The organism is Rossellomorea aquimaris, from assembly GCF_000935355.1.
Classification (GTDB): Bacteria; Bacillota; Bacilli; order Bacillales; family Bacillaceae_B; genus Rossellomorea; species Rossellomorea aquimaris_B.
In genome coordinates this window covers 162,505-188,793 of the sequence record NZ_JXZC01000001.1, presented here as the reverse complement: position 1 = coordinate 188,793, position 26,289 = coordinate 162,505, and the positions used below count along the sequence as shown (strand labels likewise).

Genomic DNA, 26,289 nt, shown 5'->3' with positions numbered 1-26,289 from the left:
TACGCGTCTTTTGTAACGATAAGACATTCGCCAAAGCCTACTCCCTAAGGTTTCGGTTTGGAGGCTCAGAAGTCCATTCCCAAAGATCGTTCACACTGGTTCTCACCAACCACCAGCTCTCTTAAGTGCCGATCAGAGGTACTCTTCTTCGTCAAAGCCATTCGCTCATTTAATTAATTGTTTATTATACTAATTGCTTTCCTTCACAATGTCAACTATTTATATAAAATAATATTCTGATATTGATCAAAAGGTTCACACAATGGAGATCATCATGGAATCACAAACGGGATTATAGCCGATTTCCATATAAATCTTGTTGGAGGTGGGATTATCCAGGTCCGTATAAAGGGAACAAAAGGAGTGGTCCTTCAACAATAGATGGCTCAGCTCTGCTACAACAGAAGATGCGTATCCTTTTTTCCTGTATTCTGTAGGGGTGTATACAAAATTTACGGTAATGCCGTTTTCCGTTCTTCTTGCCCCCCGTGCCATGGAAACAGGCTTTCCGTCCACTTCCCAAAAAAACACATATGGTTCATTTTCAATCATATCCGTCGCTCTTTCAAGAGCCTCTTCACCCGACATGTGTATCACTTCTGTATCCTCGATAAACCCAAGTAGCCACCGGGCTAAAAGCCCTTCCTGGCCCTTCCGTACGGGAACCATTTTCCCATCGCTTAACGGAATATCATTCACCTTATTCAATTGGTAAATACGTTGCCTCATACGGACGTAGAAACTCTCTCCTGTAACGTGACACCATGCATGAGTCAATTGAAGTGCGGTTTCCTTTTCAGCAACAAAACCGGGAATTGTGATATTGGTATTCTTGCAAAACGTTATGAGCTGTTCAGCTATTCCTTGAATCTCTTCCCTTCCTACTTTCAGTGTACTGACAAGGTAGTGAGGAGGAGTCATGATGAATGATCCCGCTACCATACCATCCCCATTTTCCACTAAAAGAAGAAGCGGATCTTTATACTTGTCACTCGTTTTCATCGTGTTCAACAAACCCAATGGCAGGTTATTCGCTGCTTCATCTTCCATTAAAAGCGAATTGACCTTATCATGGAAGGCTGTCGGGTCCTTATACTGTGTCAGCTTATACATATTATCACCCCATTCCCAGAATTCTACATCATCATTTAACTTTCCTCCTTACTTCTGAAGTTTTCTGCCTGTTATGGAATGAAATACATGGTAAGCACTTACAGATACACCGATGGTCCCTGCTCCTGGAAAGACTGAGTCACCACATACCCACACGTTTTCCAATGTGGTTCTGTGGGAAAGACTTTTGAAGAGAGCATGGTCATTAGATTGAGGAAATCCACCGACAATGCCCCCGGGCCTACCCGTATACCGTTCCCAGGCTTTAGGTGCTCCAGGGTAAATGTCTACGACGCCATCTCTTATAGTGGGAATGACCGACTCTATGGAATCGAGCATCTTCTCCATAAGATTCTCCTTGTAAGAATCATATCTTTCTTTTGTTTGCCATTTTTCTAATTTTGTATGGGTTGATACCGTTAAGGTACGGAATCCTTCCGGTGCACGTTGACGGTCATTTGGATGGGATAGCGATAAGAAGAGATGATCCCCTTCTGTCATATTTCCATTTGGACTTGTACAAATTTGGGAATACAAGGGGTAGGAATCTGGGAGTGATTCATCTTTCAGCAACATATAAAGGGACATGGTTCCCCAAATAGCTTCATTTTCTTTTACACTTAAATACTTATCAAGATTTGTTTTGTAGCGGAGGGGAAAAAGATTTTTTAAAGACTGCACCGGAAAGTTGCATATAACATGATTTGCACGATATTCATTACCCCTATGATCAAGTATGATCCATTCTAGTTCATGATCATCACGCTCGATGCGAACTGCCTTTCTGCCTAACGTGGCTTTAACCCCTATAGACTCTGAAAATCCGACCAGGCTTTGAGCTATTTGGAATAATCCACCTTCCAAATAGAATGCACCTTCATGATAAACATCCATAGCCAGGCATCCCATCAATAATGAACACTGCTCGCTGGTCACCTGCATACTATCTATCAGTTGTCCATCGATAAAATGCTTAAATGAAGAGTGTTCGCTGAGTCTATGTTTCTTTAATAAATCAAGCATTGTTTTCTGAAAGGCAGGGAGTAGTGTCAGAGATCCGGGTTTTAAACTTAACGTGAGCTCCAGCCAGTCTTTCACCGTTTTAGGCGGGAGTATGGGCAACGCGACCATCAGCTTTCGTATTTCTGCAGCTATCCTGTACACTTCTTCATAAAAAGCGCTCAGCTTTTCCTGTATTTCTGGATACGCTTTCTTCAACTCATTCACATGTGTTTCCCTATCTCGGTAGAATATCAGGGTCTTATCAGAAAGGTGAATATCCATAACCTGATCAAGCATAAGAGACTTAGGCGGTTCTATCCCTAAATAGTCAAAAATACGCTGATGGATGCCTCCTTTTTCAAACCCCATGCCAAGAGTGGCTCCAACAGGAAATAAGGCTTTCCCCCTTTGGAATTTACCCGCGCAGCCTCCCCACTCCCTTGAAGCTTCAATAATCCTGACACTGTAACCCTCACGTCCAAGGAGTGCAGCTGCCGTCAGCCCTCCAATCCCCCCACCTATTACAACTACTGAATTTTTCATGATTCCGTCACCCTATCCATTCATTCTTACCATACAATGTACTCTTTTCACCTCATAAAAACAAAGATGGATGGGTTAAACCCATCCATCTTGTCGATATTGTGCTTGAGTAAACAGGGAAACGAGTACATACATGAAAAAAGAAATGACAATTGGAAAGATGACCGTGTGCATATCCAGAAAGTTAGGTGCGAAACTGTGAAATAAGATGTACGCTACCAGTCCTGAGATCATAGAAGCAATGGCACCATGGGCATTTCCTTTTTTCCAATACAGACCTAATACAATTGGCCAAATAAATACAGCTTCAAGGCCTCCAAATGAAAATAAGTTAAGCCAGATAATTAATTCAGGAGGACTTAACGCCATAAGAAAAACGAGAATTCCCGTTATACTTGTCACCCAAAAGCTAATTCTTTTTACTTGTTTTTCCTTTGCATCCTTATTGATGAAATTCATATATACATCTTTCACAATAGCCGAGGATACAATCAATAATAATGAATCCACTGTCGACATGATCGCTGCCATCGGAGCTGCCAGGACCATCCCTGCAAGCCATGGTGGAAGAACTTCTAAAGCGAGAAGGGGCATGACTTTATCAGCCACTTCTATTCCCGGGACCACGACCCTTGCAAGCACACCGATTAAGTGCATACCGAGCATAATGGAACCGACGACAATTGTTCCGATTATGATGGCTCTGTGCAAGGACCTGGAATTCTTATAGCTCATGGCCCTGACTGCGACTTGAGGCAATCCGACCACACCCACACCCACTAAAATCCAGAAAGACGAAATGTAGCGGGCACTTAATTCTCCATCATGACCATGAGGACTTAATAAGTCAGGATTTTCCGCTTTCAATCCCGTCATGATGTTCTCCATTCCACCTCCGGCTATAATGGTGGCAATCAATAGAATAATGGTTCCCCCAAGCATGACCACCCCTTGGATCGCATCCGTGATGGCAACCGCACGAAAGCCTCCGATAATGACGTAAACAAGAACCGATACGGCAAACAGGAAAAGAGCACTCTCGTAGGTTAACCCGGTCAATGATTCAATGAGCCGTGCTCCACCTACCCATTGAGCAATCATGGCTGAGAATAAAAAGATGATGATACTAATGGCAGATAGGATGGTAATCTTATTGCTGCCATATCTTCCTTGTAAATAATCGATCAAAGTAACAGCCCTGTACTTGCGGGCCATAATCGCAAACTTTTTCCCGAGTATAAGGAGGACAAAGTAGCCTGTTGCCACTTGTGACATGGCTAAAAGAACCCACGATAAACCATATGTATATGCTGCGCCGGGTCCCCCGATGAAACTGCTGGCACTTCCATAGGTCGCTATCATGGTCATCGCCAAAATAAATCCACCAAGCTGACGGCTCCCCAAGAAGTATTCCTGGACGAATGAATCTGCTCTACTTACATTTCGAGCTGCATATATTCCCACAACAAAGATCAAGATCAAAAAAGCAAATAAGGGAACTAATGCCACACTATTCATGATCCTCCCCCTCCTCGTCAAAAGGTATATCAGTAAGCAGATACTTTACGACGATAATCACTAAAAATACCATAAGGAAAAAGCCAACGATGCAGCTGTAAAAAAACCACTCAGGCATCCCGAGGATCCAATCGTAATCTGAAACCGGTTGACCACCTAATCCGAACGCAAAACCATACCACCATAAGAAATTTATAAGAACAAGTGCTACTCCTATCAGTGCCTCGTGACGTGCAACCCTGAACCGTTTATCTTCTTTATGATCCACTTACATTTCCCCTCCTTAAATAACACATTCTTTAACAATTTACGACAGGAAGAAATGAAATGCAATATAAAAAGACAGACCCGAAGCAAATGCTTCGGGTCTGTCTTTTTATATCTAATAAAGGGGGTTTTTCATGAACCATTCTCTCTATTGAAAGAGGGGGAAACTCTTTTGTTCAAATGAGAATGATTTTCAATATCATTGTAATCCCTCTTTTATTAAATGTCAACATAATACTCTTATTTACCGAAGGAAATATTTGGTGCCTCCAAATGTGAATTGTGGTAAAATTCTAAATTGAGCTCATATTATAGAGATAGAGAATAGAGGGGGATACGTTTGAAAGCGAAATTCAAATCATTTGGAATACCTTTAGTGTTAATCGTTCTGTTTATAGGAGCATTATTTCTCCACCAGCTGTTACAAGTGAAACAACTACCACAGCCTGACTGGAGCAGATCCATCCCGTTAAACTACACTTCTGAAGAACGTCCTGTCATCTTTAATGGAGAGGAAGGACTCTTCTTGGCCAGCAAAGGGAAAATAACGGGGTTTAAGGGATCATTGGGTTCTATCAAAGAAACAACTCTAAACACCAGCGTTACACGTGGCCATCCTTTTTGGACAGACGCTACAAAAGTCATTCAGATCAAAGATGACAAGTTAATCTCTACAGTGAGTAATGAAGTAACGACGATTGCTGAGGAAGCAACAGGAATCAGCACGGCAATGAACTCTGTGTATTTCTGGAATAAAGAAAACCTTTTTTCTCTTAATCCCATTGAGTTATCAATGAAGGAGGTTTTCAGCTTTTCTAATGAAATCCAGGACGTCTATATTGGAAATAATGGCAATGCCGTAGTACAGGTAAGACAGGATGACGGTCACTCTCACCTGTACTATATGGATGATACGTTACAAGTAGTGAAAGATCCCTTTGCCATCGTAAACACAGCAACGAATCATCAAATTAATGGATTGACATTTACCACAGAAAATAATCAATTAACTCTTCTTTACAATGAAGAGTTGCGAGCCCAGGGAACATTGTCATATAAAATTTTCAAGCTGCAAACAACGATAGATGAAATAGGATCTTCTATTTTGAAGCCTACAAAAATTGATTTTACGAACGAAATGTCAGGGGGTAAACTTGAAAGTCCAAGAACCGCACAACTTCTTTCTATTAATGGAGAAAAATCCATCCTCTTCACAGCTGAAGGTCATCGGGTCGGGGATGATAATGCAATTAGTCTATATGTAGCACCTTTCAGTGACTCTGATCAATTAAAAGCGGCTCCAGTCAGTACAACCAAACATTTTTCTTATTCTCCAGTTCAGCTTACCAAGTATAGCATTGCCTGGTTGGATTATGATGGGGATTCTTATGAATTATTTGGTGCTTCACAGGATGCACAGGTTATCGCCAAAAGCACCGAATGGTCGAAACGAAGTGTCAAAGAAGCCGTAAACAATTCCGTTCTTATGATATTCAGCAGCTTAATCACAATCATGGTTTCATTCTATTGGGTACTTCCATCTCTATTTCTTTTAATTCTGCTTTATATTTTTAAACCCAATATATTTGAGAAGGAAGAAATCAACTGGGTCGAATATGCTTCCATCATTATGTTTCTAGTAATGCCACTAACCTTTATCACTAAAGCGATGGGCGATTACTTCCACTTTGCTGCACCCGGATACCTGATGTTTTCAGGAAGTGAGTATGTACTATTACTCGTGATCAGCGTCATTACTACATTTCTATGGAAATTTGGAAGAGACCCTGACTGGGGTACTTTCGGTGGAGTGTTCTATTTCATGGGTATTTACATTCTTCTTTATGCCACTTCCATTGGACCCTATATTTTTAATTTGTTTTAATGTTAGTAAACAAAGCGCCCAGAAGAATTTCAGGGCGCTTTGTTTACATTCAATTCTTATTTTCTTTCCAATGTTTTCGTTTATGAAAGTAAGCATAAATGACGATACAAAGCGTCAACCATGCACCTCCCGCAGTAAACCCTCCAAGAATGTCACTGGGATAATGGACTCCTAAATATACCCGGCTGAGCCCAATCAGTAATACAAGAAAGCTGACCGCAATGACACTTGCCCACTTATACCGTTTATAATCCAATGCCCGAAACAATATAAATGCAAGGGTCCCGTAGAAAATAAAGGAACTCATGGAATGACCACTTGGAAAGCTATAGCCGCCTTGCTCGATCAGTGCTTCAATATCTGGGCGCTCACGTTTAAAAATCCATTTAAGCAGCCAATTAAACCCTGCCCCTGTAGTGATGGTTATTGCTACAAATAGAGCAAGTGGATACTTCTTGAGATACAAAAGTATGACCACCACACTGATTGTAAAAATTGTGATTCCTTTCACGCCCCCTAAAAATGTAATCGACGTCATAAAGGTTGTCAATTTAGGGGAGATGAACCCTCTTACAATCTCAAAAACACCATTGTCAAACTGGGCGATTTCATTCTCCTTCCACTCCTCGACAATAGTGACGAATCCCCATGTAAATGCAATCAAACAAATGAGTGATACCGCAATGAATACTCCTTGTTTTATATGTTTCTCCTCCAAAACTTGTCCCTCTCTTTATTAACGACTATTGAGCTTTTTTCTTTGACGTCGTTTTCTTTTTGGTTTGTTTCTTCGCCTTTTTCGGCTTGGATGAATCAATAGAGGCCTGAAGTGCGGCCATTAAATCTGTAACATTTTCCCTAGGCTCTTTTTCTTTCGCTGTTACAACCTTTTCCCCTGTTTGCTTCGATTCAATCAATTGACTTAAGCGTTCACGGTATTGATCTTTATAGTTTTCCGGTTGGAATTCAGTGGTTAATTGATCGATCAGCATCGTCGCCGTTTCTAATTCTTTGTTCGTTATTTCATCTTCTTCTGGAACATTCGGAACATCACCGGTGCCTCTTACTTCATCTGGGTAATGTATGGTTTCCATTACAAGAGTATTTTCATACACCCGAACAATCGAGAGTTGTTCTTTCGACCTCATCGTGATTTTGGCGATACCTACTTTCCCTGATTCCTGAAGGGCTTTTCGTAATAATGAATAAGCTTTTTTCCCTCCATCATTAGGTGAAACGAAATAACTTCGATCAAAGAATATCGGGTCGATTTCCTCCATTTTGATAAAGTCTACTATTTCCACAGCTTTATCCCCGTTCGCTTCCTTTAATTCCTTTAATTCTTCCTCTTCAAGAACGACAAATTTCCCCTTCGTTACTTCATAACCTTTTACAATGTCATCATGGTCGATTTCTTTTTCACAAGCGGGACAAACCTTTTCATATTTAATCGGTGTATGACACTCTTTATGAAGTGAACGCAGCTTTATATCTCGATCTTCTGTAGCAGAATGAAGTTTAATGGGGATGTTCACAAGTCCAAAACTGATAGAGCCTTTCCAAATCGTATGCATATATCAATACCCTCCTTCACATAAACTAATCCCTTATCTTTATCATTTAGTTGTCATACTTTCCCCATCCCTTTAAACATTTGGAAATAAAACAGCATCCATTGGTCACACTAATACTAAAAATCTTAGGTGAATAGATATGAAACCGATGCTTCCTACCTTATATGACGAGTGCCCTGCAGAAGGGGATTGGGTTTATGAAGTGAAATATGATGGATTTCGCGCCATTCTCTCCATCCATTCTCAGGATAAGATAAGCTTACTAAGTCGAAACGGGAAGGAATTGCTTCCACACTTCCCGGAAATTGAAGAACAGATTAACGCATTATTCAATGAAAAAAACGTTCCCACCCCTCTCGTATTGGATGGGGAGGTTGTGCTATTACGCTCCTCCTGCAGCAGTGAATTCTTTGAGCTGCAGGTAAGAGGCAGAATGCGAAACAAGCAAAAGATCCATCTTGCAGCGACAAAGAGGCCAGTGAAATTTGTGGCATTTGACTTACTTCAATATGAGAAAAAATCATTTATCCAACTACCTTATATTTCAAGGAAAGAAAAATTGAAAGAAGCATTTACTCTTTTTCAATTACCGTTAGAACCTACTCCTTCTCACCCATCTACCCTGCAAATGGTTCCCTATTTCAAGGATTGCAGGGAGATATGGGAGGTAGTAGAGAAGGAAGAGGCTGAGGGGGTCATCGCCAAGAGGAAACATAGTAAATGGGAATCGGGCAAACGAAGTACAAGCTGGATAAAAATCAAGAATTGGAAGAACTGTCAGTGTTTCATCACTGCCCTGGATGAAACGAACGATTATTTTCATATTGGGGTATTCGAAAATGAACAGATAATGCCTGTTGGCTTATTTCAGTTTGGTCTCTCTCCAGAAGAGAAAAAAACACTAAAAGCAATGATTAAAAAGAATAGTACCAAGAAAGAGCACTCCCTTTATTACATAGACCCGGCTATAACTGTGGAAATTTCATATTTAAACTGGTATGAGGGGCAATTGAGAGAACCACATTTTCATCGATTTCTTTTCTCCACTTCTCCAGAATCCTGCACATTGGAGCAATTCAAGCTGGACGAAGCATCCCTTCCAAATGGGGTTGAAATCACTCATCCAGATAAGGAATTGTTTCAGAAAGTCTCAATGACTAAGCTTGATTACGTTCGGTACCTTCGGAAAATGTCCGTCGCTATTTTGCCTTTCTTGAAAGATAGGCCATTGACATGTATTCGTTTTCCTCACGGGATCTTTGGTGAATCATTTTATCAAAAGAACACGCCTGATTATGCCCCTTCATTTATTGAAACCTACAAGGAAGACAACATCGACTATACGATATGCAATAACCTGGAGACATTGATTTGGCTTGGAAATCAGCTTGCATTAGAATTTCACGTTCCTTTCCAAAGGACAAAGGATACATCCGTCAATGAAGTGGTCTTTGACTTAGATCCACCAGGCAGGGATCAATTCTCCCTGGCGGTTAAAGCGGCTGTCATTATTAAGGAACTATTCGACCGACTCAACCTGCATAGTTTTGTTAAAACGTCGGGGAATAAGGGACTGCAAGTGTATATTCCCATACCACCGGGATACACATGGAAGGACACCGGTTTGTTTACTGAATTCATCGCTCACTACCTTGTGACCAATTATCCAGATGATTTTACGATCGAGCGTTTAAAAAAGAACCGAAAAGGCAGATTATACGTGGACTACATTCAGCACGGAGAAGGAAAAACCATCATTGCTCCATATTCCTTGAGAGGGAATGAAGATGCTTTGGTCGCTACTCCCCTTTGGTGGAATGAAGTAAATGAGGACCTTCATCCAGAACATTTTACAATAGATGTTGTTTTGCAGAGATTCAAGCAGATGGGTTGTCCCTTTGCAAAATTCGAATGGGTAAAAGAACTCCAGCCCTTTGATAACGTGATTGATTTTTTGAAACAGCAATCTAAAGAAAAAAAGGGTGTCCCAAAAGCTTAGCTTTTGGGACACCCTGGCCTGCGCTTACACAAGCTCAGGCTTTTGCTCCTTTAGGCACTCATAAATACTTTACTATCAACAATTGATTTCGCATGATTTTGGAGTAGTTCGTATGTTCCTTCTTCAGTGAAGTCCTGTCTGGATAATTCACGAAAGCTTTCCGGATGTGAGATAGACAATTCGATTTGAGATTGATACAGATACGTTGCATTTCCGATCAGCTCCATATTGTATTGCCCATCACTTAATCGGTTCACGACCACCCGTACTTTTCCGCCATTATTATAGACATCAATTTCCTTACCAAACTCATTCTGGTTGAGTAAGCACGTTACAAGACTGGAGGCAGACATAGCCGTTCCACAAGCATTTGTAAAGCCCACTCCTCTTTCGAAGGTCCTGACATAGATGGCACCTTCCTCCAATGGATGAACAAAGCTCACGTTCACACCATCAGGAAAGAAATTATTGGGGCCATTCACCGTTTCAGCAATCGTCTTCTGCTCATTTGAAAGAATGTGTTCTGTATTAACGACACTGATCAAATGAGGGTTGGGCACCGCTAAGGCAGTGAATGTTAATCGATCTGAAATTTCAGGAATACTCTCATCCACTAATGTTTCACGATCCATATTCATCGGTAATTTGTCCAATTCAAATAATACAGGCGAGATTTCAACATTATACGTTGGGATATTTTCATAAATAGCCTCTTGAGCTGAAACACGCAGATCCGCTTTCATCGTCTGGATCACAATCGTTGTTTTGTCGAGAAGCTCACATACATATCGTCCCACACACCGAAGGCCATTCCCGCACATGGATGCTTCAGAACCATCTGCATTGAATACCCTCATTTGCGCATCGCAACGTTCACTCGAAAGCACAAACAGGATCCCATCCGCTCCAAGACCCGTTTTTCGATCACATAATGAAAGAGCAAGGTTTTGTCTCGCTTCTTCCGTAAATTCGTATCCATTCGTCATCTCATCAATCAGTAAAAAATCATTTCCTGAGCCATGACATTTAATTAGATTCAAGTTCATCGTGAATCCCTCCACGGTAATTTACTAGTAAACTATTCTTAATAGTCTTAGCTTGCCACAAACAAGCTCTTTTCGCAATCATATCACCCTATTTTATTGAAAGTAATCCCCATTGTGTGACTTCAGGCAACTTAAAAGTTGAATTGTTTCGTCCATTTAGAGACAATGAGATAGGTGATGTTTATGAAGGATGAGTATACTTTTCGATTTCAAGTTCAAAAAGTTGAAGAAGCGTATGACGAATACCAGTCACGGGTCGTGACGGTATTGGGCCGTGTACTGAATGACAAAAAAGACCTTGTACATGAAGGTCTCTTTCGTGTGCGTTTCAATCAGATCGGAATCTATCCATTTCCTGCAGACGTAGCCCGCCAGATATATTCAAAACATCTCCAGCGTTTAATCATCGTTGAATTAAAAAGATATATAAAGCCTCAAAGAAAATATCTGTCTCCAGGGGAATATAAACCTGTGTGGTAACTGACTTTTATTTTTTCTCCTTCATTATGGTTTAGGGTGACCATTTACAATTTCCAATAGAAAAACTCAAGCAGAATTACCATCACATACGATTAAAATCGTCATGATGTACAATTCTACTTGAGTCGTTTTCTGCTTTAATGAATCGAATGAACAAAAAAGTTCATAAGGAACAATGCAGCAATAATATATAGAGGAATGGATACTTCTCTCGCTTTACCCGTAGCCAATTTCAAAACTGGATAAAGAATAAAACCGATGGCAATTCCGTCAGCAATACTGTACGTAAACGGAATCATTGCAATAATGAAGATTGCAGGAAATGCCTCTGTTAAATCACGAAGATCCATATGTCTTATATTTTGAATCATAAGGCCGCCAATGATGATCAGTATGGGCGCGATGGCATGGTCAGGAATCCACTTCAAATATGGAATAAATAATACGGATCCTAAAAATAATACTCCAGTAGTCAAAGATGTTAATCCTGTTCGACCACCCGCTGTCATGGCTGCAGCACTTTCCACCGTCGAAACTGTCGGACTCGTTCCGAAGAAACCTGATGTAAATGCAGAAAAAGCATTTGCTTGAAACGCCTTAGAGTATTTATGTGGTTGATCGATCATATCCGTATGTCCATGAACGAGACCAATGTTTTCAAATACGAGCACCATCGTGACGGAAAAAACCGCAATCCAAAACGGGATTTCCAAAATGGCACTAAAAGATATTTGACCGAAAACCTGACTGTATTCACTTAATTGGAAAGAGCTCGATTGAATGGATGGCTCAATTCCAAAAATGAATCCCAGCATTGTCCCGAAAGCAATACTCCATAAAAATTGACCTTTCACATTGCGTATGAAAAGAAATATCGTAACCAGGAAAGTCAGCACAGTGGCCAACACCTTTAATTCCCCAAAATCACCAATCATGATAATGGCACTCTCTCCTCTTTGAATGAGACCGCCTTTTTCAAGACCGATAAACATTAAAAACATCCCTAATCCTACAGTAATGGCTTCTTTTAATGTTTTGGGTATGGCTTCTGATAATACTTTTGAAAGCTTTGTAAATGCAATGATCATAAAGAGTATTCCTGAGATCACTACGACAGCAAGAGCTTCCTGCCACGTTAAACCGGATGATTTTACGAGTGTAAACGTAAACATCGCATTAATTCCCATGCCTGGAACCAGAAGGATCGGCGCATTTGCCCAAAAGGCCATCACCAAACACCCTACGAAGGAAGCCAGTATCGTTGCCAAGACCGCTCCTTCAAATGGAATTCCAGCTTCAGAAAGAATTAAAGCATTCACAGCGATGATGTACACAATCGTGAAATAACCGATTGCTCCAGCCATCATCTCCTGCTTCATCGTGGTGCCGTGATCCTTTAACTGAAAAATATCTCCACGTGCTTTCATATTATAATCTTCCTATAAAACTGCCCTCTCCCTACCCGCTCCTCCCATATTAAGGGGAGCCACAAAATACTATTTTAGCAAAAGGTCTGACGTTTGCCAATATGTATTTTGATGGGTACAGGCGGCGGAATTTTTGCTAGTTTATCGAGAATACGGCCGAAAAGTTGCATAATCCAGCGGCTTTTGTGAAAAATCCTGCCGTTTTCTGGCTTAATCCAGCCGAAATCACCAGGAATCCAGCCGATTTGGAGAATAATCCAGCCGATTTACAAATTTACCCACATATTCCCCAGGTCCGTCCCTCAAAAAAAGAAGTCTCCCATAATAGGAGACTCGTCAATACGATTTTATTTATCTATCTCACGGATCAAATTGGCCATTTCAATGGCTGAGACCGCTGCTTCCCATCCTTTGTTCCCAGCCTTTGTGCCGGCTCTTTCGATGGCCTGTTCGATTGTATCTGTTGTCAGTACTCCAAAGATGACGGGTACATCTTCCTGCAGGCTTAGATTGGCCACTCCTTTTGCAACTTCTCCGCTTACGTATTCAAAATGAGCGGTTGCTCCGCGGATGACCGTTCCAAGTGTAACAACGGCATCATATTTCCCTGAACGGGCAAGCTTTTTGGCGATCATAGGAATTTCAAACGCCCCCGGAACCCAAGTGACAGAAACATTTCCTTCTTCCACACCGTGTCGCTTTAACGCATCTTCAGCCCCACCCAGAAGTTTTGATGTAATGAACTCATTGAAACGGGATACGACAATTGCAACCCTTAATCCTGATCCGACTAAATTACCTTCATAAATTGTTTTCATTGTATATTCCTCCTAATTAAAATTTAAGTAAATGTCCAAGCTTGGCATGCTTTGTTTTCAAATACTTTTCATTTTCAAATTTGGCCGGCAATTGAATCGGCACACGATCCACAATTTCCAATCCATATCCATTGATGCCGGCAATTTTCCTTGGATTGTTGGTGAGCAGTCTAATTTTTTCTATATTTAGGTCTCTGAGGATTTGTGCGCCGATTCCATACTCCCGCAAGTCAGCGCCAAAACCCAATTTGTGATTGGCTTCAACCGTATCATAGCCCTGTTCCTGAAGCTTATATGCTTTCAATTTGTTGATCAGGCCAATTCCACGGCCTTCCTGCCTCATATAGAGGAGTACACCTTTACCCTCTTCTTCAATCTGTGTCAATGCTGTGGCAAGCTGAGGTCCACAATCACAGCGGTTGGAACCGAATACATCCCCTGTCAGGCATTCTGAATGTACACGCACTAGCACGTCTTCATCCTCAGTCCATTGTCCCTTCACAAGTGCGATATGCTCTTTTCCCGTAAGGTCTTCTGTGTAAGCTACCGCTTTGAAATTTCCGTATTCGGTTGGAAGTTCAATTTCAACTTCCCTCGTCACAAGCTTTTCTTTTTTGCGTCTGTATCTGATCAGGTCTTCAATTGAGATGATTTTAAGATTCCATTTATCAGCGAGTTTCATCAATTCAGGTACCCTTGCCATCGTGCCGTCTTCATTCATGATTTCACAAATGACGCCTGATGGCTGTGCCCCTGACAGAACAGCCAAATCGATGGCCGCTTCTGTATGTCCTGCCCGTTTTAGTACTCCTCCTTTTTTAGCGACAAGGGGAAAGACGTGACCAGGTCTTTTAAAGTCCTCGGGCATGGAGACCGGGTTCAATAATTCCTGTATGGTATTCGATCTCTCAAATGCACTAATTCCAGTAGTAGCTGATTTATGATCGACAGAAATCGTAAAGGCCGTTCCATGAGGATCCGTATTTGACATCGTCATCGGTGCAAGCTTTAGTTTTTGTGCAATCTCCTCTGTTATAGGGGCACAAATTAAGCCTCTTCCTTCTTTAGCCATAAAATTAATGACTTCAGGAGTAGCCTTATCCGCTAGGGCGACAAAGTCCCCCTCATTTTCACGGTTTTCATCATCCACAACGATGACAACTTTACCTGCTTGTAAATCTTCCAGAGCTTCTTCAATCTTATTAAACATGGGGCAACCCCTCCTATTAGTCAGCGAAACCATTTTGAGTTAAAAAATCATAGCTGATGCCGCTTGAAGTACTCTTAGATTGTTCCTTTGCTTCATAGAAGCGATGAAAATATTTCGCCATTACGTCACATTCGATGTTGACGCGGTCCCCTACTTTCTTTTCGCCAAGAACCGTATCACCTCTCGTTTGTGGGATCAACGAAATCGTAATGGTGTTATTTTTCACATCAAACACAGTAAGGGAAGTGCCGTCTATTGCAACAGAGCCCTTCATGATAAATAAATGGCTTTGATTTTCCGGAATGGTAATATCCATATACCAGGCATTTTCAACTTTCTCTACCCTCACAATCGTCCCTACTCCATCGACATGCCCATTAACGAAATGCCCTCCGAAACGACCATTTGCAGCCATCGCCCTCTCCAGGTTGACTTTAGAACCGTGGGACAGGTTTCTGAGCGTTGTACCTTCAAAGGTTTCAGGCATCACATCCACTTGAAATTGCCTGGAGGTGAATGAAGTAACCGTTAAACAGACACCATTCACACTGATGCTATCTCCAATATGAACGTCTTCCAGAACACGCCCTGCTGTTATCGTCAGTTCCATGGATGAGGAGGATTTTTTCATGCGTTCAACTGATCCGATTTCTTCAATGATTCCAGTAAACATCCCTTTCTCCTCCTTTCAAAAAGGTTAACTCTTAGGCAGAGCAACAATTTTAATGTCCTCTCCTACCCGTTCAAGGCTCTTAATCTCCACTTCAAGACCTTCTGCAATGGTCGGGAAACCTTCCCCTCCAAAACTGGTGAAGGCAGAGCTTCCGCCTACAAGCTTGGGAGACATGTACATAACCAATTCCTGAAAGGCTTTTTCCTTTAAAAAAGAGGAATGAATAGTGGATCCACCTTCTACATAAAGGGATCCGATATGCCGGGCACCCAGTTCTTTTAATACTGTGTGAATGTCTATCCTTTCCTCTGAAAGGGTGATGATTTCACAGCCTGATTCCATATATGGCTTCTTCTGTTCTTCATTGACAGAACTGCCCGTGAAGATGAGCGTCCTGCTTTCTGGGTCTTCCACTACATGGGAGTGGAGAGGTGTCCGTAAAAAGGTATCTAATATAATTCGAATGGGGTTTTTTCCACCTTGGGGCAAACGGGTGGTAAGGTGTGGGTTGTCCTGAATAACGGTATTGACTCCTACTAATATCGCGTCATGCCGGTGACGATCATAGTGGACATCTGTGCGTGAAGCTTCTGAGGTGATCCATTTACTATCCCCTGAAGCTGAAGCTGTTTTCCCGTCTAATGTAACTGCTGTCTTTAGGGTTATATAAGGCGTGCCGTATTGGATGAAATGGAAAAAGTGCTTATTTAGTTCGAGGGCTTCTTCTTCAAGCTCTCCAACCCTTACTTCTATGCCAGCATCCCTCAACTGTTGAATTCCTCTTCCCGCGACTAGGGGATTTGGATCTGTACTTGCAATATGGACCCGACTCACTCCGCTAGAAATCAGAAGCTCTGAACAGGGAGGTGTTTTACCGTAATGAGAACATGGTTCCAGCGTGACATAGACGTCACTCCCCTGCGCCTTGTCTCCTGCCATCTTTATGGCATGAACCTCTGCGTGATCTTCTCCTGCTTTGAGGTGTGCACCCATCCCAACGACTTCACCATTTCTCACCACGACCGCTCCAACGGCAGGATTGGGTGATGTTTGACCTTGGGTGGTCTTTGCCATTGAGAGGGCAAGCTTCATATATTGTGAATGGTTCAAGCATTGTACCTCCCCTCTATAATCACTATTATTTTAAAATAAATAACCCCAAGTAAGTTTTTACTTGGGGGAAGTTGGCATGACTAAATAAAGCATCTACATGATTTCTTTTTTTGGAAACACAACTCCCAAAAAAGAGAGACTTCTCGCGTCTGCATCAAGTAAATACTGCCGTTCCTTCTCCCATCCAGACTTTCACTGTCGGCTTTGGAATTCCACCAAATCCACCGTCTAATTTTCATTAGACGGGTCACGGACTGAGAGCATGCGCTCATCACCGCCGGTAGGGAATTTCACCCTGCCCCGAAGGAAACCTATTCGATTATCATTATTCTATCATAGTTTTCTAAATGAAATCATGTAAGGAGCTCTAAAAATTTATTTTTGTACTGATTTTTTGAATATAATAGTAAAAATATCTCTCTATTCCTGACTGCAAGCACCAAGAAAATGCTACAAGGATAAAAAGAATGCCTCTACTTAATAGAAGCATCCTCCATTTATTATGCTAATAGCTTCCTGCATTCTTCCGCACATTCAAAACAGGCTTTTGCGCAGTCCTTACAATGTTGCTGGTCATGAGAATTGCATTCTGTTCCGCATGCATCACAGATATCTGCACAGACGACCAGAATTTGTTGAACAAATTTACTGCTTCGCTGCATGGCGTTAATAGCATATGAACAGATACCTGCGCATTCCCGGTCCAGCTCTATGCACATCATCATCGCTTTTTCTTCCTTCAGGGATGCATGGTAGCAAATATTACATGCTTCAAGACATCGTTGCAAAGCCGTTAAACATGGTTTGTAATCGGCATTCATCATCTCACCTCCACGAACATTCCTATTTAGCTTTCCCAACTGGGGGAAAAGGATGACTATGCTGTAAGAAAATAATCGCTGTCTACATACCATAGAAAAATAAGAAGCCAATCAAGTTCTTCGCTATATGCTTCATAAAATGAAACATAGCTATGATGATAATCGAAAAGTTGTTGAACACTTTGAGGAAGATATCCTTTTTGTAAGGATAAATAATTTTTTTTGTTATAATTCAAAATCCATCTTTTGTTTCCTTTATAAACGATAATCGTGTCACCCTCGTCACTTCTCCATTCGATAGCAGTAGAGCTCTGATATTTCAAGTGAAAAATCTTTCCGGCTCCTCCTTGATCAATTTTCATGGTTCTGCTCCATTTGGAAATTGCCATCGGGTGTTTATTTTTCCGGTGAAGCATGTAATGCTTCGGTTTGTTGATCAAGGACGTTCTTTGAATAAAGTATTCTGACCATCCATTCGTTTTTACGTAATATGAACCTTCTTTCGTCTGAACCCCGATTAATGCATGCTCGGAAACAGGGATATTCTCATAAAATAGTCGGTTCGCTTTCTTTAGCTCCTTCTTCATACTAAAGCTGAGATAAAGATTTGAAAACGCAGGTATAAAAATCAGCAGGGGAAAATAATATAGTTGTTGAGTCACCATCAGCATTCCTACACCTATAAGAAAATACATGGTACTGCGATAAAGCAACGTATATTGTTCATTTTTGTAGATTTGATAGAGGTTCATGAAATGCTCGTCCTTTCAAGGAATCTCTATCATATGTATGTGAAAATCCCTTAATTAGACCAATCAACAGGAAAAAGCCAACGCATACAGAACCCTCATGAGAAGATTTTCTGACAATCGTTGGCTTATATGTTATGAGTGAACTGGAGCCGCTGAGCGATTCCATTCAATTATCTTTTTCTCTTTTGCCTCTGCATCAAGGTACCCCTGCCAGTACAATTCATCCAGCCTTTGTGGATTTTTTTCAATACGGCTTACTTTTAACGGGTATTGGGGTTGAATGATCAGGACATCCCCTTTCTTTTCTCTCGTTTCTAATTCCTTGATCGTTTGATTGTAACGCAAGTAACGGTTCATCATCGTTTTATGTAATTCAGGATATTGAGGATACTTTCTTTTCAGAAGGAAAGAAAAACGTGAAGGCTTTTTATAATAGCCCCTGTTTCTAGTTAGAATGACTACATTTTTCTTAAACCCGTCCCGCTCAGCTTTTTCGATGGGAACTGGGTCACTTATCCCTCCATCGAGGAGATGACGGGATTCAAACTCAACGATCGGAGCGACAAATGGCAGGGAACTCGACGCCCGGATAACCGTAAGAAGCTCGTCCCCATAGTCTCTTCTCGAGAAATACGCCGGTTTACCTGTATGACAATCTGTGGTGCCGACAATAAATTCCGTTGAATTAGAGTGAAAAGCTTCATAATCAAAAGGGACCAGCTTATTTGGTATTTCATCAAACACATAATCCATTCCAAATAGTTCTCCCGTTTTCCAATAGTTCCTCCAGGATAAATATTTTGGATCACGGATAAAATCTACATTCACTTTTTTATTTCGTCCATTTTGCTTAGATAAATAGGATGCCGCATTACATGCCCCGGCAGATACTCCGATCACATAAGGAAATTCAATGCCTCTTTCCAGGAAGTATTCCAATGCTCCTGCCGTGTATATCCCCCTCATTCCTCCGCCTTCGAGAACGAGGCCAGTGTGTTCAATCATCATCTTGTATACCTCCTTAATGATGCAAGCATTATCGTCACCGGTATCGAATAAACCACTATATTTTCCCACAAAGCAGTAAGAATGTGTACTAACTTGCTCAATGATCAAGCCACTTATTGATTTCATTCCTTATGATTCCCTCTCGGTCTCTCATTCATCGGTCATCAGGGGAATAAGCTTGGCGTTACACATTTTCTCATAGAATTCGATGGGTCCGGCTTCTTTTAATACGGCGTACATATACCCTTTCTCTTGCATGCCCTGCAATGCATGATAAAGGAGACCCTTTCCCACTCCCTTATGGCGAGTGGCCTGGAGGACCCCCATCGGTCCGTATATCCCTTTTTTATTTTTATAAACATCAAATGCTGCAAATCCAATCAATTCACCTTTTTCTTTCGCTTTGATAATCGGGATGGAATCCCCTGATGATTGAAAGGCTTGTAACAACGTTTTTGACCATGGTTTTCCAAAATGCCCCTCAACCCACATCAATAACTCATTTTCATCTTCAGCCTGGACAGGGCTGATTTGAACAGCAGGGTCCCCAGGTCCGTCCCTCAAAAAAGGGAGCTGAGTTGGTCAGATCAAATCTTTTTTCTTGTAGAGTGGTGGTGCTATGAGCAGGATAGCCAGGCAAAGGATGATAGTGAAGATAATGGTTCCTGTCAGGTGATCCGGCCACGTGCTGTAATGAACGATTTCATTTACATAGTTGGATAGCTGCCCTGGAGACCACTTTAAGGTTTTGGTCATGTATCCTGAGACAAAGGTTAATACTATGGCGATCCCAAACGTAAAGAACCCTGCAAGGCCAGAAGTTTTTACTAAACTGCTCATGAAGACGACCAATGTTAAGATAAAGGTAAGCCACAAGCCATAAACGAGGAATCCCTGTAGGAATGATGTATAGCCTATTCCGTTAAATAATACTTGAATATAATACCAGCTGGATATCATCCCCAGTCCATAGGAGATCCACACCAGAACAAATGCAGCCATCCATTTTGAATATATATAAGCTGCGTATGATACGGGCTTTACCAATACCATAACAGCATTTCCGCTCTTTCTCTCTCCTGCAATCGTTCCCATGAAACCTAACACGATGATGAGGACACCAAAGGTACTGAACTGGCTGATAGTCGATAATAACACTTCTTCAGATGATGGCGTTGGAATGCTGATGACCGTTCCTTCCGGCAGATCCCCTACTGAATTAATAATGTCTGGTAAATAAAATGCCGTCAATGGCTCCGTTAAGCCGAATAAGATGAATACGATAGGCATCCAAATCATCTTATAATTCCGTATTAGTTCCAGCATTTCTTTTCTGAATAAAACCCAGAATGTTTTCATTTTTTAATCACCTCCATGAATAGCTCTTCAAGGCTTTGTTCACTTGTTTCAAATCTAGTCACTCCCCAATGGTTTTCTGAGATCAAAGAAAAGATTCTTGCTCTATCCCTCTCCAGTTCACTTACTTCGAAAGAGAGTCGATTTCTGTCTGCTATCAGATGATGGACCCAATCTTTTTGCAGCAGATACGGTTTATACTTTTCGCTATCTTCGTTAAAATACAGGTTCAATCTCGGTGTCTGGTGTCTTTTTTTCACTTCTACTAGAGGCCCTTCTTCAATCAGCACACCACCGTGCAAGAACAACACGTCATCACAAACTTGTTCTGCATCATTCAAAATATGGGTAGAAAAAAGGATCGTCGTTTCCTTCTTTAACTTTTTTAACAGCTCCAGCACTTCTCTTCTCCCGAAAGGATCTAGGGCAGAGACAGGTTCATCAAGGATTAATAGCTTCGGCTGATGAATAAGAGCTTGAGCTATCCCTAATCGCTGCTTCATTCCACCAGAATAATGGCCAATTATCCGGTCCTTTCCTTCCTGCAAACCGACTAGCTCTAGAAGTTCTTCACTTCGATTTTGAGATGATTTCCTCGTTAATCCAGCTATTTCACCTGAAAAGATGAGAAATTCTTTTCCTTTCATCCATTCAAAAAAGGAAGGATATTGGGGCAGGTAGCCGATCATTTCCCGTATATCCCGAGAGGGTTCCCTGGTTGAAATCAATCCATTAGTAGGTGTAATCAACCCTGCAAGCATATTTAAAGTAGTGGTTTTCCCCGCTCCATTGGGACCCAGAAGAGCTGTACAACGACCTTGTTCTAATTGAAAAGAAAGATTCTTCACAGCAGGCTTTTCCCTATACTTCTTTTCTAAAGACGTTACTTCCAATACGTTCATCCATCTTGCCTCCTTCCAAAAATGAAATACACAACCGGTCCGATAATATTGATAAACAGGATAATGAGAACCCATAACCATTTAGGCCCATTCGTTGCTTTAATACGGATCACATCAATCACTGCAACCACCATTAGTATGACTTGAATAAGGATGACAGGAGCAATAAGCCCCCAATTTATAGACTGGAATGTTTCTTGTAATTCGTTCATATCCGATTCCTCCTTTTGTATTCAAATATAAGACGGAGGAAAATGAAAATCGTTCATTTTTCTTTCAAATAAACTCTGAAACAATAAAAAGCACTGAGCCCCATTCAATGAGGTTCAGTGCTTCATTATTGATGATATAAGGAATACAGCTTAGTCACTTCCGTTTTAACGGTGTCCACCAGGGTAGGAGGAGATATGACTCTCGCCTGACTGCCAAAATTTAAGATCCAGTTCACCAGTCCACTACTGACACGGGCTTTTGTTGTTAGAATAAAATGGTTTTCACCATCTCTTTGAATGTTTACATCCTTTCCGAACTTATCGATGACAACATTGATGAGGTGGTTTTGAAATGAAACTTTAATCCATTCTTCATCACCTGCAAACATGTGAAAGGTGGACTGTACATACTTGGATACATCAAAGGGTTCGTATGGAAAGGTTTCTGAAAGGGGTTCTACATTTCTTAATCGATCCACGCGGTAGTGTCGAATTTCATCTGCTTCAAAATAATAGGCAATGAGATAGTAGAAATCATTTGCCCATGCAAGGGCATGGGGCTTTACTTTATATAGTTTTCCTTCATGGCTCAAATTAAATTGTTTTGTCACATCGTATCGACCATATTGGAACGTAATCATTCTACGTTCTGCTATTGCTTCATGAATATCATGGATAGCGAGACGAATATAAGGACTTTCACTTTTAATGGAGGAATCGATTTGAATTTCATTATGGAGCTTTTTCCCTTGATGAATACTCGTGAGCCGCTTTATTTTTCCAGTCAGCTGTCTCGTTTCCTTCTTTGATATAAATTTGGCCGAAACGACTGCATCGATGAGCATGCGAAGTTCATATAACTCGAACAAACGATATTGATGACTATAATATTTAGGCAGCCCTTCTTTTTCCTGGTTTATAGTGACATCAAAATTATTTCTAATAAGGTGCTCAAGGTCATCTTTTAATGAATTCTTGTTCAATTTCACGTCAGGGCCAAACATCTGCTTAAAACGCAGAATTATATCATCCAAACTCAACTCATGATCCTCATCCGTTTCTTCACTCAAAATACTCATCAACCTGAGCACTCTCTCTTTATTATCCACCCTCGTCATTTTGACACGCTCCTTCTATGGATAGACCCATCCTAATCGCAGAGACATTTTTATAAAACTATCAATATTCCGATAATTTTGTCAACACTTTATTCTTTTTATTTCAACAGAAAAAGAGAACCCACGAATACTCATGGGTTCCCAATTGATTATTTAAGTAAACGAAAGACCGTCGGGATTCTATATTGCTCTCCCTCGTAGGCTCTGATCGCTCCCAGTATCGTAAAGATCAAGGCCATGACTCCCACTACGGGAGCTAGAATAAATCCAATCAGCACCACCATCAAAATGGTGCTCACCAAACCATAAATGGCATATGAAATAAGAAAGTTGAAGTATTCCTTTCCATGATAGTCCACAAATTCTGAATCATCCTTTTTGATTAGCCAGATGATCAATGGTCCGATGAATGCTGTGAAGAAGCTTAATATATAAATAAGGGCAGCCATCATTCTTTCATCTTTTGTAGGCATATTGAAATTCCTCCTTTTCACTGCTCACCCTAGACTGGAGTAAACAGACTGTTAGATTATATCCTCCTCTATACTTACGTGCATTTTATCAGAAAGTTTCATCCCGGCATGAATTTTTTTTTGAGAACCCTTTAAGAGAAATTCTTCAAACTTCAGGACAGTCCTCATGAAACGTGAAAGGATGGAATATAAGTTAAAAGAGGAGTTTGTCCTTAGTGGACTTGCAGAAAGGTAGTGATGGATTTGAATAAATTTGAAGCCTTTATTCTGGGAATCATACAAGGTTTAACAGAGTTCCTTCCAATTTCAAGCACTGGTCACCTTTATCTAGGAAGGCTTACCTTTGGACTCCAGGAAGCTGGACTATTCTTGGATACGATGCTTCATATCGGAACATTGATTGCTGTTCTCGTTGTGTATCAAAAGGAACTTCTCTACATGCTGAGGCACCCCTTTAGTAAACTATCATGGATTCTTATTATTGGAACGATCCCGGCTGTGGTCGTGGGCTTTTTGTTCGAGGATTTCTTTGACTCAATCTCAAAGACGGGTGCTACGATCGGATGGGAGTTTCTTGCAACGGGATGTATCATGTATTTGGCAGATGGAGTGAAAAATGGCTACAAAAAACTGGATGATCTTACTTACGCAGATGCAGTGGTGATCGGAAGCTTTCAAGCAGCAGCCATATTCCCGGCATTATCAAGGTCAGGCTTAACCATTGCGGCAGGTTTATTCAGGAAGCTTGACAGGGAAACGGCGGCTTATTTTTCTTTTCTTCTCTCTACCCCTGCCATACTTGGTGGGATCGTACTACAAGGAAAAGAAATGATAGGAGGGACTGTTGAAGCGATTTCTTTTTCAAGTTTAGCCATCGGAACAATAAGTGCTGCGGTTTTCGGTTACTTCGCCATCCTTACAATGGTAAATTTCTTGAAAAAGCACTCGCTGAAAATTTTCTCCTACTATGTTTGGGCTTTGGGACTATTGATTCTCTTTCTTCAATACTCAGGGATCATGTAGGAGGAAAATGATGAACCATGAATCGATTGTACACATCCTTACACAATTAACTGATATGGGTTACGCCGGAATCGCACTTGCTCTCATGATAGAAGTGATTCCTAGTGAGCTTGTATTAAGCTACGCCGGCTTTATGGTGAGCGCTGGAAAAATCTCATTTATTGGTGCGTTCCTTAGCGGTGTCATTGGCGGAACACTTGCTCAATTATTTCTATACTGGCTAGGCTATTATGGTGGCAGACCATTCTTCGAAAAATATGGTAAGTATCTCCTTATCCATCCTAAACATTTGAATGCAGCTGAGAATTGGTTTGAGAAGCATGGTACCATTGTGATTTTCACTGCACGATTCATTCCGATTGTTCGTCATGCCATCAGTATCCCGGCCGGCATCACCCGTATGCCCCTTTCTACTTTTAGTCTTTATACCTTTGCAGCCATGCTCCCATGGACATTATTATTTATGGTCATTGGAATGGAACTTGGCACACATTGGGAGCATATAGAAGTAATCGGAGTCCGTTATATCAAACCTTTGAGTTTAATAGCGGTGCTCGGCACATTCCTTTATCTATTTTTTTCAAGTTGGAGGAACAAAAGGAAGGATTAACTTCTTTTTTTTCATGAAATTGTTTAAAATAAGAAGGAAACATGTCCCACGAAAGGATTAATTATGAATTCCATACTATTAAAAAACGCAACCATATACCCCATCACATCCAAGCCCATTCAAAACGGTTCTGTACTCATAAAAGACGGAAAAATCAAACAGATATACTCCCATAACGTAGAATCATCCCGGGATGTTTCCGTATATGATTGCCAGGGCAATTTTCTCTTCCCCGGCTTCATTGACTCCCATACCCACCTAGGGCTGTATGACGAAGGCACCGGCTGGGCGGGGAATGATGCCAATGAAACCATTGAACCGATGACGCCTCATATCAGGGCTTTTGACGGAGTATATCCATTGGATCCCGGTTTTAAGGATGCTCTGAAGTACGGTGTCACAACAGTTAATGTCATGCCTGGGAGCGCAAACGTAATCGGTGGAACGACTTCTGTGATCAAAACCTATGGATCAACGATTCGTTCGATGCTGATTAAGGAAACGTCCGGTTTGAAAATCGCCCTTGGGGAGAACCCGAAGCGGATTCATAGCAATGGAAACAACGATTCCATAACGAGAATGGGCATTATGGGAATGCTTAGAGAGGCATTTTTCTCAGCTAAATATTGCGATCAACCCGAAGAGCTCAGGGTAGCACCTTTAGTATCTGCATTAAAACGTGAAATCCCGGTTCGCATCCACGCTCACCGTGCAGATGATATCCTGTCTGCTGTCCGGTTTGCCGATGAGTTCAATTTGGATTTACGCATCGAGCATTGTACAGAAGGCCACCTCATTTCTGAGGAATTTAATGGTAAGAATTTAAAGGTTTCAGTAGGCCCAACCTTTACGAGAAGATCAAAAGTAGAACTAAAAAACAAAAGCTGGATCACGTATCAAAAATTGACGGAGGCTGGTGTCGAAGTATCCATTACGACAGACCACCCGTACACTCCGATTCAGTACTTAAATATGTGCGCGGCTATCGCTGTTCGGGAAGGGTTGGATGAACATAAAGCCCTTGAAGGAATTACCATCCTCCCTGCCAGGAACCTTGGTGTTTCTGACCGCATCGGTAGTATCGAAGTAAACAAGGATGCCGATCTAGTACTTTGGAGCCACCATCCATTTCATTTTATGGCCAAGCCGATTGTAACGTTGGTGAATGGAGAAGTCGCTTATCAAAACGTGTAGAAATTTGTTAAAAATTTTCATCAAAATTTAGCATTTTACCTATTTCCTTTTTGAGATATTTCGTATATGATACAGATGGATAATATATTTCCGGTTACAAAGACGCGATTTATTTAAATATTGAGCGACTGTAATGAAGGGAAGGCAAAAGG

General features: G+C 41.2%; 27 protein-coding genes, 1 riboswitch and 1 other annotated feature (1 of these 29 only partly in view). Of the genes, 6 read left to right on the top strand and 21 right to left on the bottom strand.

The features are described from left to right. Nucleotides 1-164 (bottom strand) — a binding site (T-box leader) (it extends 82 nt beyond the left edge of the window). 91 nt (nt 165-255) lie between these two features. From TV75_RS01005 to TV75_RS00990, 4 genes are all read right to left on the bottom strand, one after another. Continuing rightward, entirely contained in the window at nt 256-1,113 is an 858-nt protein-coding gene (locus tag TV75_RS01005; protein WP_044336623.1) for a GNAT family N-acetyltransferase, read from the bottom strand. A 48-nt stretch (nt 1,114-1,161) separates the two neighbouring features. Next, entirely contained in the window at nt 1,162-2,658 is a 1,497-nt protein-coding gene (locus tag TV75_RS01000) for an NAD(P)-binding protein (protein ID WP_044336621.1), read from the bottom strand. Nucleotides 2,659-2,733: 75 nt separating this feature from the next. Further along, nucleotides 2,734-4,176, bottom strand: coding sequence for a sodium/pantothenate symporter (gene panF / locus TV75_RS00995; RefSeq protein WP_044336619.1), 1,443 nt, complete (start codon nt 4,174-4,176; stop codon nt 2,734-2,736). After that, a complete protein-coding gene (locus TV75_RS00990) occupies nt 4,169-4,444 on the bottom strand; it encodes a YhdT family protein (protein WP_044336617.1) in 276 nt (91 codons plus the stop codon). Before TV75_RS00990 ends, panF begins: the two co-directional genes overlap by 8 nt. A gap of 339 nt (nt 4,445-4,783) precedes the next feature. On the opposite strand from TV75_RS00990, the gene TV75_RS00985 reads away from it, so the two are divergent. Beyond that, the gene (locus TV75_RS00985) at nt 4,784-6,328 is read left to right on the top strand and encodes a hypothetical protein (protein ID WP_044336614.1); all 1,545 of its coding nucleotides are present in this window, start codon (nt 4,784-4,786) and stop codon (nt 6,326-6,328) included. A 49-nt stretch (nt 6,329-6,377) separates the two neighbouring features. Here the strand turns inward: TV75_RS00985 and TV75_RS00980 are convergent, their stop codons facing one another. Both TV75_RS00980 and TV75_RS00975 read right to left on the bottom strand, forming a co-directional pair. After that, a complete protein-coding gene (locus TV75_RS00980; protein ID WP_044336612.1) occupies nt 6,378-7,046 on the bottom strand; it encodes a phosphatase PAP2 family protein in 669 nt (222 codons plus the stop codon). A 25-nt stretch (nt 7,047-7,071) separates the two neighbouring features. Next, nucleotides 7,072-7,902 (bottom strand): Ku protein, encoded by an 831-nt coding sequence (locus tag TV75_RS00975; RefSeq protein ID WP_044336610.1) that lies wholly within the window; start codon nt 7,900-7,902, stop codon nt 7,072-7,074. 139 nt (nt 7,903-8,041) lie between these two features. Between TV75_RS00975 and TV75_RS00970 the strand changes: the two genes are divergently transcribed. Beyond that, a complete protein-coding gene (locus TV75_RS00970; RefSeq protein WP_044336608.1) occupies nt 8,042-9,901 on the top strand; it encodes a DNA ligase D in 1,860 nt (619 codons plus the stop codon). Between the two features lie 50 nt (nt 9,902-9,951). Here the strand turns inward: TV75_RS00970 and dapF are convergent, their stop codons facing one another. Then, complete coding sequence (dapF, locus tag TV75_RS00965) at nt 9,952-10,947, bottom strand: diaminopimelate epimerase (RefSeq protein WP_044336606.1); 996 nt, start codon at nt 10,945-10,947, stop codon at nt 9,952-9,954. 183 nt (nt 10,948-11,130) lie between these two features. Between dapF and TV75_RS21045 the strand changes: the two genes are divergently transcribed. Further along, nucleotides 11,131-11,427, top strand: coding sequence for a hypothetical protein (locus TV75_RS21045; protein ID WP_052504380.1), 297 nt, complete (start codon nt 11,131-11,133; stop codon nt 11,425-11,427). Nucleotides 11,428-11,564: 137 nt separating this feature from the next. On the opposite strand, the gene TV75_RS00955 is transcribed toward TV75_RS21045, so the two are convergent. The 14 genes from TV75_RS00955 to TV75_RS00890 all read right to left on the bottom strand — a co-directional run bounded on the left by TV75_RS00955 (nt 11,565) and on the right by TV75_RS00890 (nt 23,310). Then, nucleotides 11,565-12,854, bottom strand: a complete 1,290-nt coding sequence (locus TV75_RS00955; RefSeq protein ID WP_044336604.1) for an NCS2 family permease — start codon at nt 12,852-12,854, stop codon at nt 11,565-11,567. A 347-nt stretch (nt 12,855-13,201) separates the two neighbouring features. Next, the gene (gene ribH, locus TV75_RS00950) at nt 13,202-13,672 is read right to left on the bottom strand and encodes a 6,7-dimethyl-8-ribityllumazine synthase (RefSeq protein WP_044336602.1); all 471 of its coding nucleotides are present in this window, start codon (nt 13,670-13,672) and stop codon (nt 13,202-13,204) included. Nucleotides 13,673-13,688: 16 nt separating this feature from the next. Beyond that, nucleotides 13,689-14,882, bottom strand: coding sequence for a bifunctional 3,4-dihydroxy-2-butanone-4-phosphate synthase/GTP cyclohydrolase II (locus tag TV75_RS00945; protein WP_044336600.1), 1,194 nt, complete (start codon nt 14,880-14,882; stop codon nt 13,689-13,691). A gap of 16 nt (nt 14,883-14,898) precedes the next feature. Continuing rightward, nucleotides 14,899-15,555: a riboflavin synthase gene (ribE, locus tag TV75_RS00940; protein ID WP_044336598.1), complete on the bottom strand. Its 657-nt coding sequence runs from the start codon at nt 15,553-15,555 to the stop codon at nt 14,899-14,901. A 24-nt stretch (nt 15,556-15,579) separates the two neighbouring features. After that, on the bottom strand, nt 15,580-16,665 hold the full coding sequence (ribD, locus tag TV75_RS00935) for a bifunctional diaminohydroxyphosphoribosylaminopyrimidine deaminase/5-amino-6-(5-phosphoribosylamino)uracil reductase RibD (protein WP_044336596.1): 1,086 nt from the start codon (nt 16,663-16,665) through the stop codon (nt 15,580-15,582). 171 nt (nt 16,666-16,836) lie between these two features. After that, a riboswitch (FMN riboswitch) is annotated at nt 16,837-16,980 on the bottom strand. A 188-nt stretch (nt 16,981-17,168) separates the two neighbouring features. Beyond that, nucleotides 17,169-17,492, bottom strand: coding sequence for a four-helix bundle copper-binding protein (locus tag TV75_RS00930; RefSeq protein WP_044336594.1), 324 nt, complete (start codon nt 17,490-17,492; stop codon nt 17,169-17,171). A 53-nt stretch (nt 17,493-17,545) separates the two neighbouring features. After that, on the bottom strand, nt 17,546-18,241 hold the full coding sequence (locus TV75_RS00925) for a hypothetical protein (RefSeq protein ID WP_044336592.1): 696 nt from the start codon (nt 18,239-18,241) through the stop codon (nt 17,546-17,548). A 132-nt stretch (nt 18,242-18,373) separates the two neighbouring features. Further along, nucleotides 18,374-19,246, bottom strand: coding sequence for a patatin-like phospholipase family protein (locus TV75_RS00920; RefSeq protein ID WP_044337935.1), 873 nt, complete (start codon nt 19,244-19,246; stop codon nt 18,374-18,376). 153 nt (nt 19,247-19,399) lie between these two features. Next, complete coding sequence (locus TV75_RS00915) at nt 19,400-19,813, bottom strand: GNAT family N-acetyltransferase (protein WP_052504379.1); 414 nt, start codon at nt 19,811-19,813, stop codon at nt 19,400-19,402. Between the two features lie 18 nt (nt 19,814-19,831). Then, a complete protein-coding gene (locus TV75_RS00910) occupies nt 19,832-20,608 on the bottom strand; it encodes an ABC transporter permease (RefSeq protein WP_044336590.1) in 777 nt (258 codons plus the stop codon). Continuing rightward, on the bottom strand, nt 20,605-21,507 hold the full coding sequence (locus tag TV75_RS00905) for an ABC transporter ATP-binding protein (protein WP_044336588.1): 903 nt from the start codon (nt 21,505-21,507) through the stop codon (nt 20,605-20,607). Before TV75_RS00905 ends, TV75_RS00910 begins: the two co-directional genes overlap by 4 nt. Further along, nucleotides 21,504-21,719 carry a PLD nuclease N-terminal domain-containing protein gene (locus tag TV75_RS00900; RefSeq protein WP_044336586.1) on the bottom strand — a complete coding sequence of 72 codons (216 nt, stop codon included), beginning with the start codon at nt 21,717-21,719 and terminating at the stop codon, nt 21,504-21,506. The genes TV75_RS00905 and TV75_RS00900 overlap by 4 nt, the downstream gene beginning before the upstream one ends. 125 nt (nt 21,720-21,844) lie before the next feature. Further along, entirely contained in the window at nt 21,845-22,837 is a 993-nt protein-coding gene (locus tag TV75_RS00895) for a helix-turn-helix transcriptional regulator (protein ID WP_044336584.1), read from the bottom strand. A gap of 149 nt (nt 22,838-22,986) precedes the next feature. Further along, entirely contained in the window at nt 22,987-23,310 is a 324-nt protein-coding gene (locus TV75_RS00890; RefSeq protein ID WP_044336582.1) for a DUF4870 domain-containing protein, read from the bottom strand. A gap of 243 nt (nt 23,311-23,553) precedes the next feature. Here TV75_RS00890 and TV75_RS00885 point away from each other — a divergent pair, with 243 nt between their 5' ends. The 3 genes from TV75_RS00885 (at nt 23,554) to TV75_RS00875 (ending at nt 26,137) form a co-directional block, all read left to right on the top strand. Then, nucleotides 23,554-24,333, top strand: a complete 780-nt coding sequence (locus TV75_RS00885; RefSeq protein ID WP_044337933.1) for an undecaprenyl-diphosphate phosphatase — start codon at nt 23,554-23,556, stop codon at nt 24,331-24,333. A gap of 10 nt (nt 24,334-24,343) precedes the next feature. Continuing rightward, nucleotides 24,344-24,943, top strand: a complete 600-nt coding sequence (locus TV75_RS00880; RefSeq protein WP_044336580.1) for a DedA family protein — start codon at nt 24,344-24,346, stop codon at nt 24,941-24,943. 63 nt (nt 24,944-25,006) lie between these two features. After that, nucleotides 25,007-26,137: an amidohydrolase gene (locus tag TV75_RS00875; protein WP_044336578.1), complete on the top strand. Its 1,131-nt coding sequence runs from the start codon at nt 25,007-25,009 to the stop codon at nt 26,135-26,137. The last annotated feature ends 152 nt before the right edge of the window (nt 26,138-26,289 follow it).

What these genes read in the sequence shown, in the direction of transcription:
- TV75_RS01005 (WP_044336623.1), bottom strand. Translation starts at nt 1,113, where the DNA reads ATGTATAAGCTGACACAGTATAAGGACCCGACAGCCTTCCATGATAAG.
- TV75_RS01000 (WP_044336621.1), bottom strand. Translation starts at nt 2,658, where the DNA reads ATGAAAAATTCAGTAGTTGTAATAGGTGGGGGGATTGGAGGGCTGACG.
- panF (WP_044336619.1), bottom strand. Translation starts at nt 4,176, where the DNA reads ATGAATAGTGTGGCATTAGTTCCCTTATTTGCTTTTTTGATCTTGATC.
- TV75_RS00975 (WP_044336610.1), bottom strand. Translation starts at nt 7,902, where the DNA reads ATGCATACGATTTGGAAAGGCTCTATCAGTTTTGGACTTGTGAACATC.
- TV75_RS00970 (WP_044336608.1), top strand. Translation starts at nt 8,042, where the DNA reads ATGAAACCGATGCTTCCTACCTTATATGACGAGTGCCCTGCAGAAGGG.
- dapF (WP_044336606.1), bottom strand. Translation starts at nt 10,947, where the DNA reads ATGAACTTGAATCTAATTAAATGTCATGGCTCAGGAAATGATTTTTTA.
- TV75_RS21045 (WP_052504380.1), top strand. Translation starts at nt 11,131, where the DNA reads ATGAAGGATGAGTATACTTTTCGATTTCAAGTTCAAAAAGTTGAAGAA.
- TV75_RS00955 (WP_044336604.1), bottom strand. Translation starts at nt 12,854, where the DNA reads ATGAAAGCACGTGGAGATATTTTTCAGTTAAAGGATCACGGCACCACG.
- ribH (WP_044336602.1), bottom strand. Translation starts at nt 13,672, where the DNA reads ATGAAAACAATTTATGAAGGTAATTTAGTCGGATCAGGATTAAGGGTT.
- TV75_RS00945 (WP_044336600.1), bottom strand. Translation starts at nt 14,882, where the DNA reads ATGTTTAATAAGATTGAAGAAGCTCTGGAAGATTTACAAGCAGGTAAA.
- ribE (WP_044336598.1), bottom strand. Translation starts at nt 15,555, where the DNA reads ATGTTTACTGGAATCATTGAAGAAATCGGATCAGTTGAACGCATGAAA.
- TV75_RS00930 (WP_044336594.1), bottom strand. Translation starts at nt 17,492, where the DNA reads ATGATGAATGCCGATTACAAACCATGTTTAACGGCTTTGCAACGATGT.
- TV75_RS00925 (WP_044336592.1), bottom strand. Translation starts at nt 18,241, where the DNA reads ATGAACCTCTATCAAATCTACAAAAATGAACAATATACGTTGCTTTAT.
- TV75_RS00920 (WP_044337935.1), bottom strand. Translation starts at nt 19,246, where the DNA reads ATGATTGAACACACTGGCCTCGTTCTCGAAGGCGGAGGAATGAGGGGG.
- TV75_RS00910 (WP_044336590.1), bottom strand. Translation starts at nt 20,608, where the DNA reads ATGAAAACATTCTGGGTTTTATTCAGAAAAGAAATGCTGGAACTAATA.
- TV75_RS00905 (WP_044336588.1), bottom strand. Translation starts at nt 21,507, where the DNA reads ATGAACGTATTGGAAGTAACGTCTTTAGAAAAGAAGTATAGGGAAAAG.
- TV75_RS00900 (WP_044336586.1), bottom strand. Translation starts at nt 21,719, where the DNA reads ATGAACGAATTACAAGAAACATTCCAGTCTATAAATTGGGGGCTTATT.
- TV75_RS00895 (WP_044336584.1), bottom strand. Translation starts at nt 22,837, where the DNA reads ATGACGAGGGTGGATAATAAAGAGAGAGTGCTCAGGTTGATGAGTATT.
- TV75_RS00890 (WP_044336582.1), bottom strand. Translation starts at nt 23,310, where the DNA reads ATGCCTACAAAAGATGAAAGAATGATGGCTGCCCTTATTTATATATTA.
- TV75_RS00880 (WP_044336580.1), top strand. Translation starts at nt 24,344, where the DNA reads ATGAACCATGAATCGATTGTACACATCCTTACACAATTAACTGATATG.
- TV75_RS00875 (WP_044336578.1), top strand. Translation starts at nt 25,007, where the DNA reads ATGAATTCCATACTATTAAAAAACGCAACCATATACCCCATCACATCC.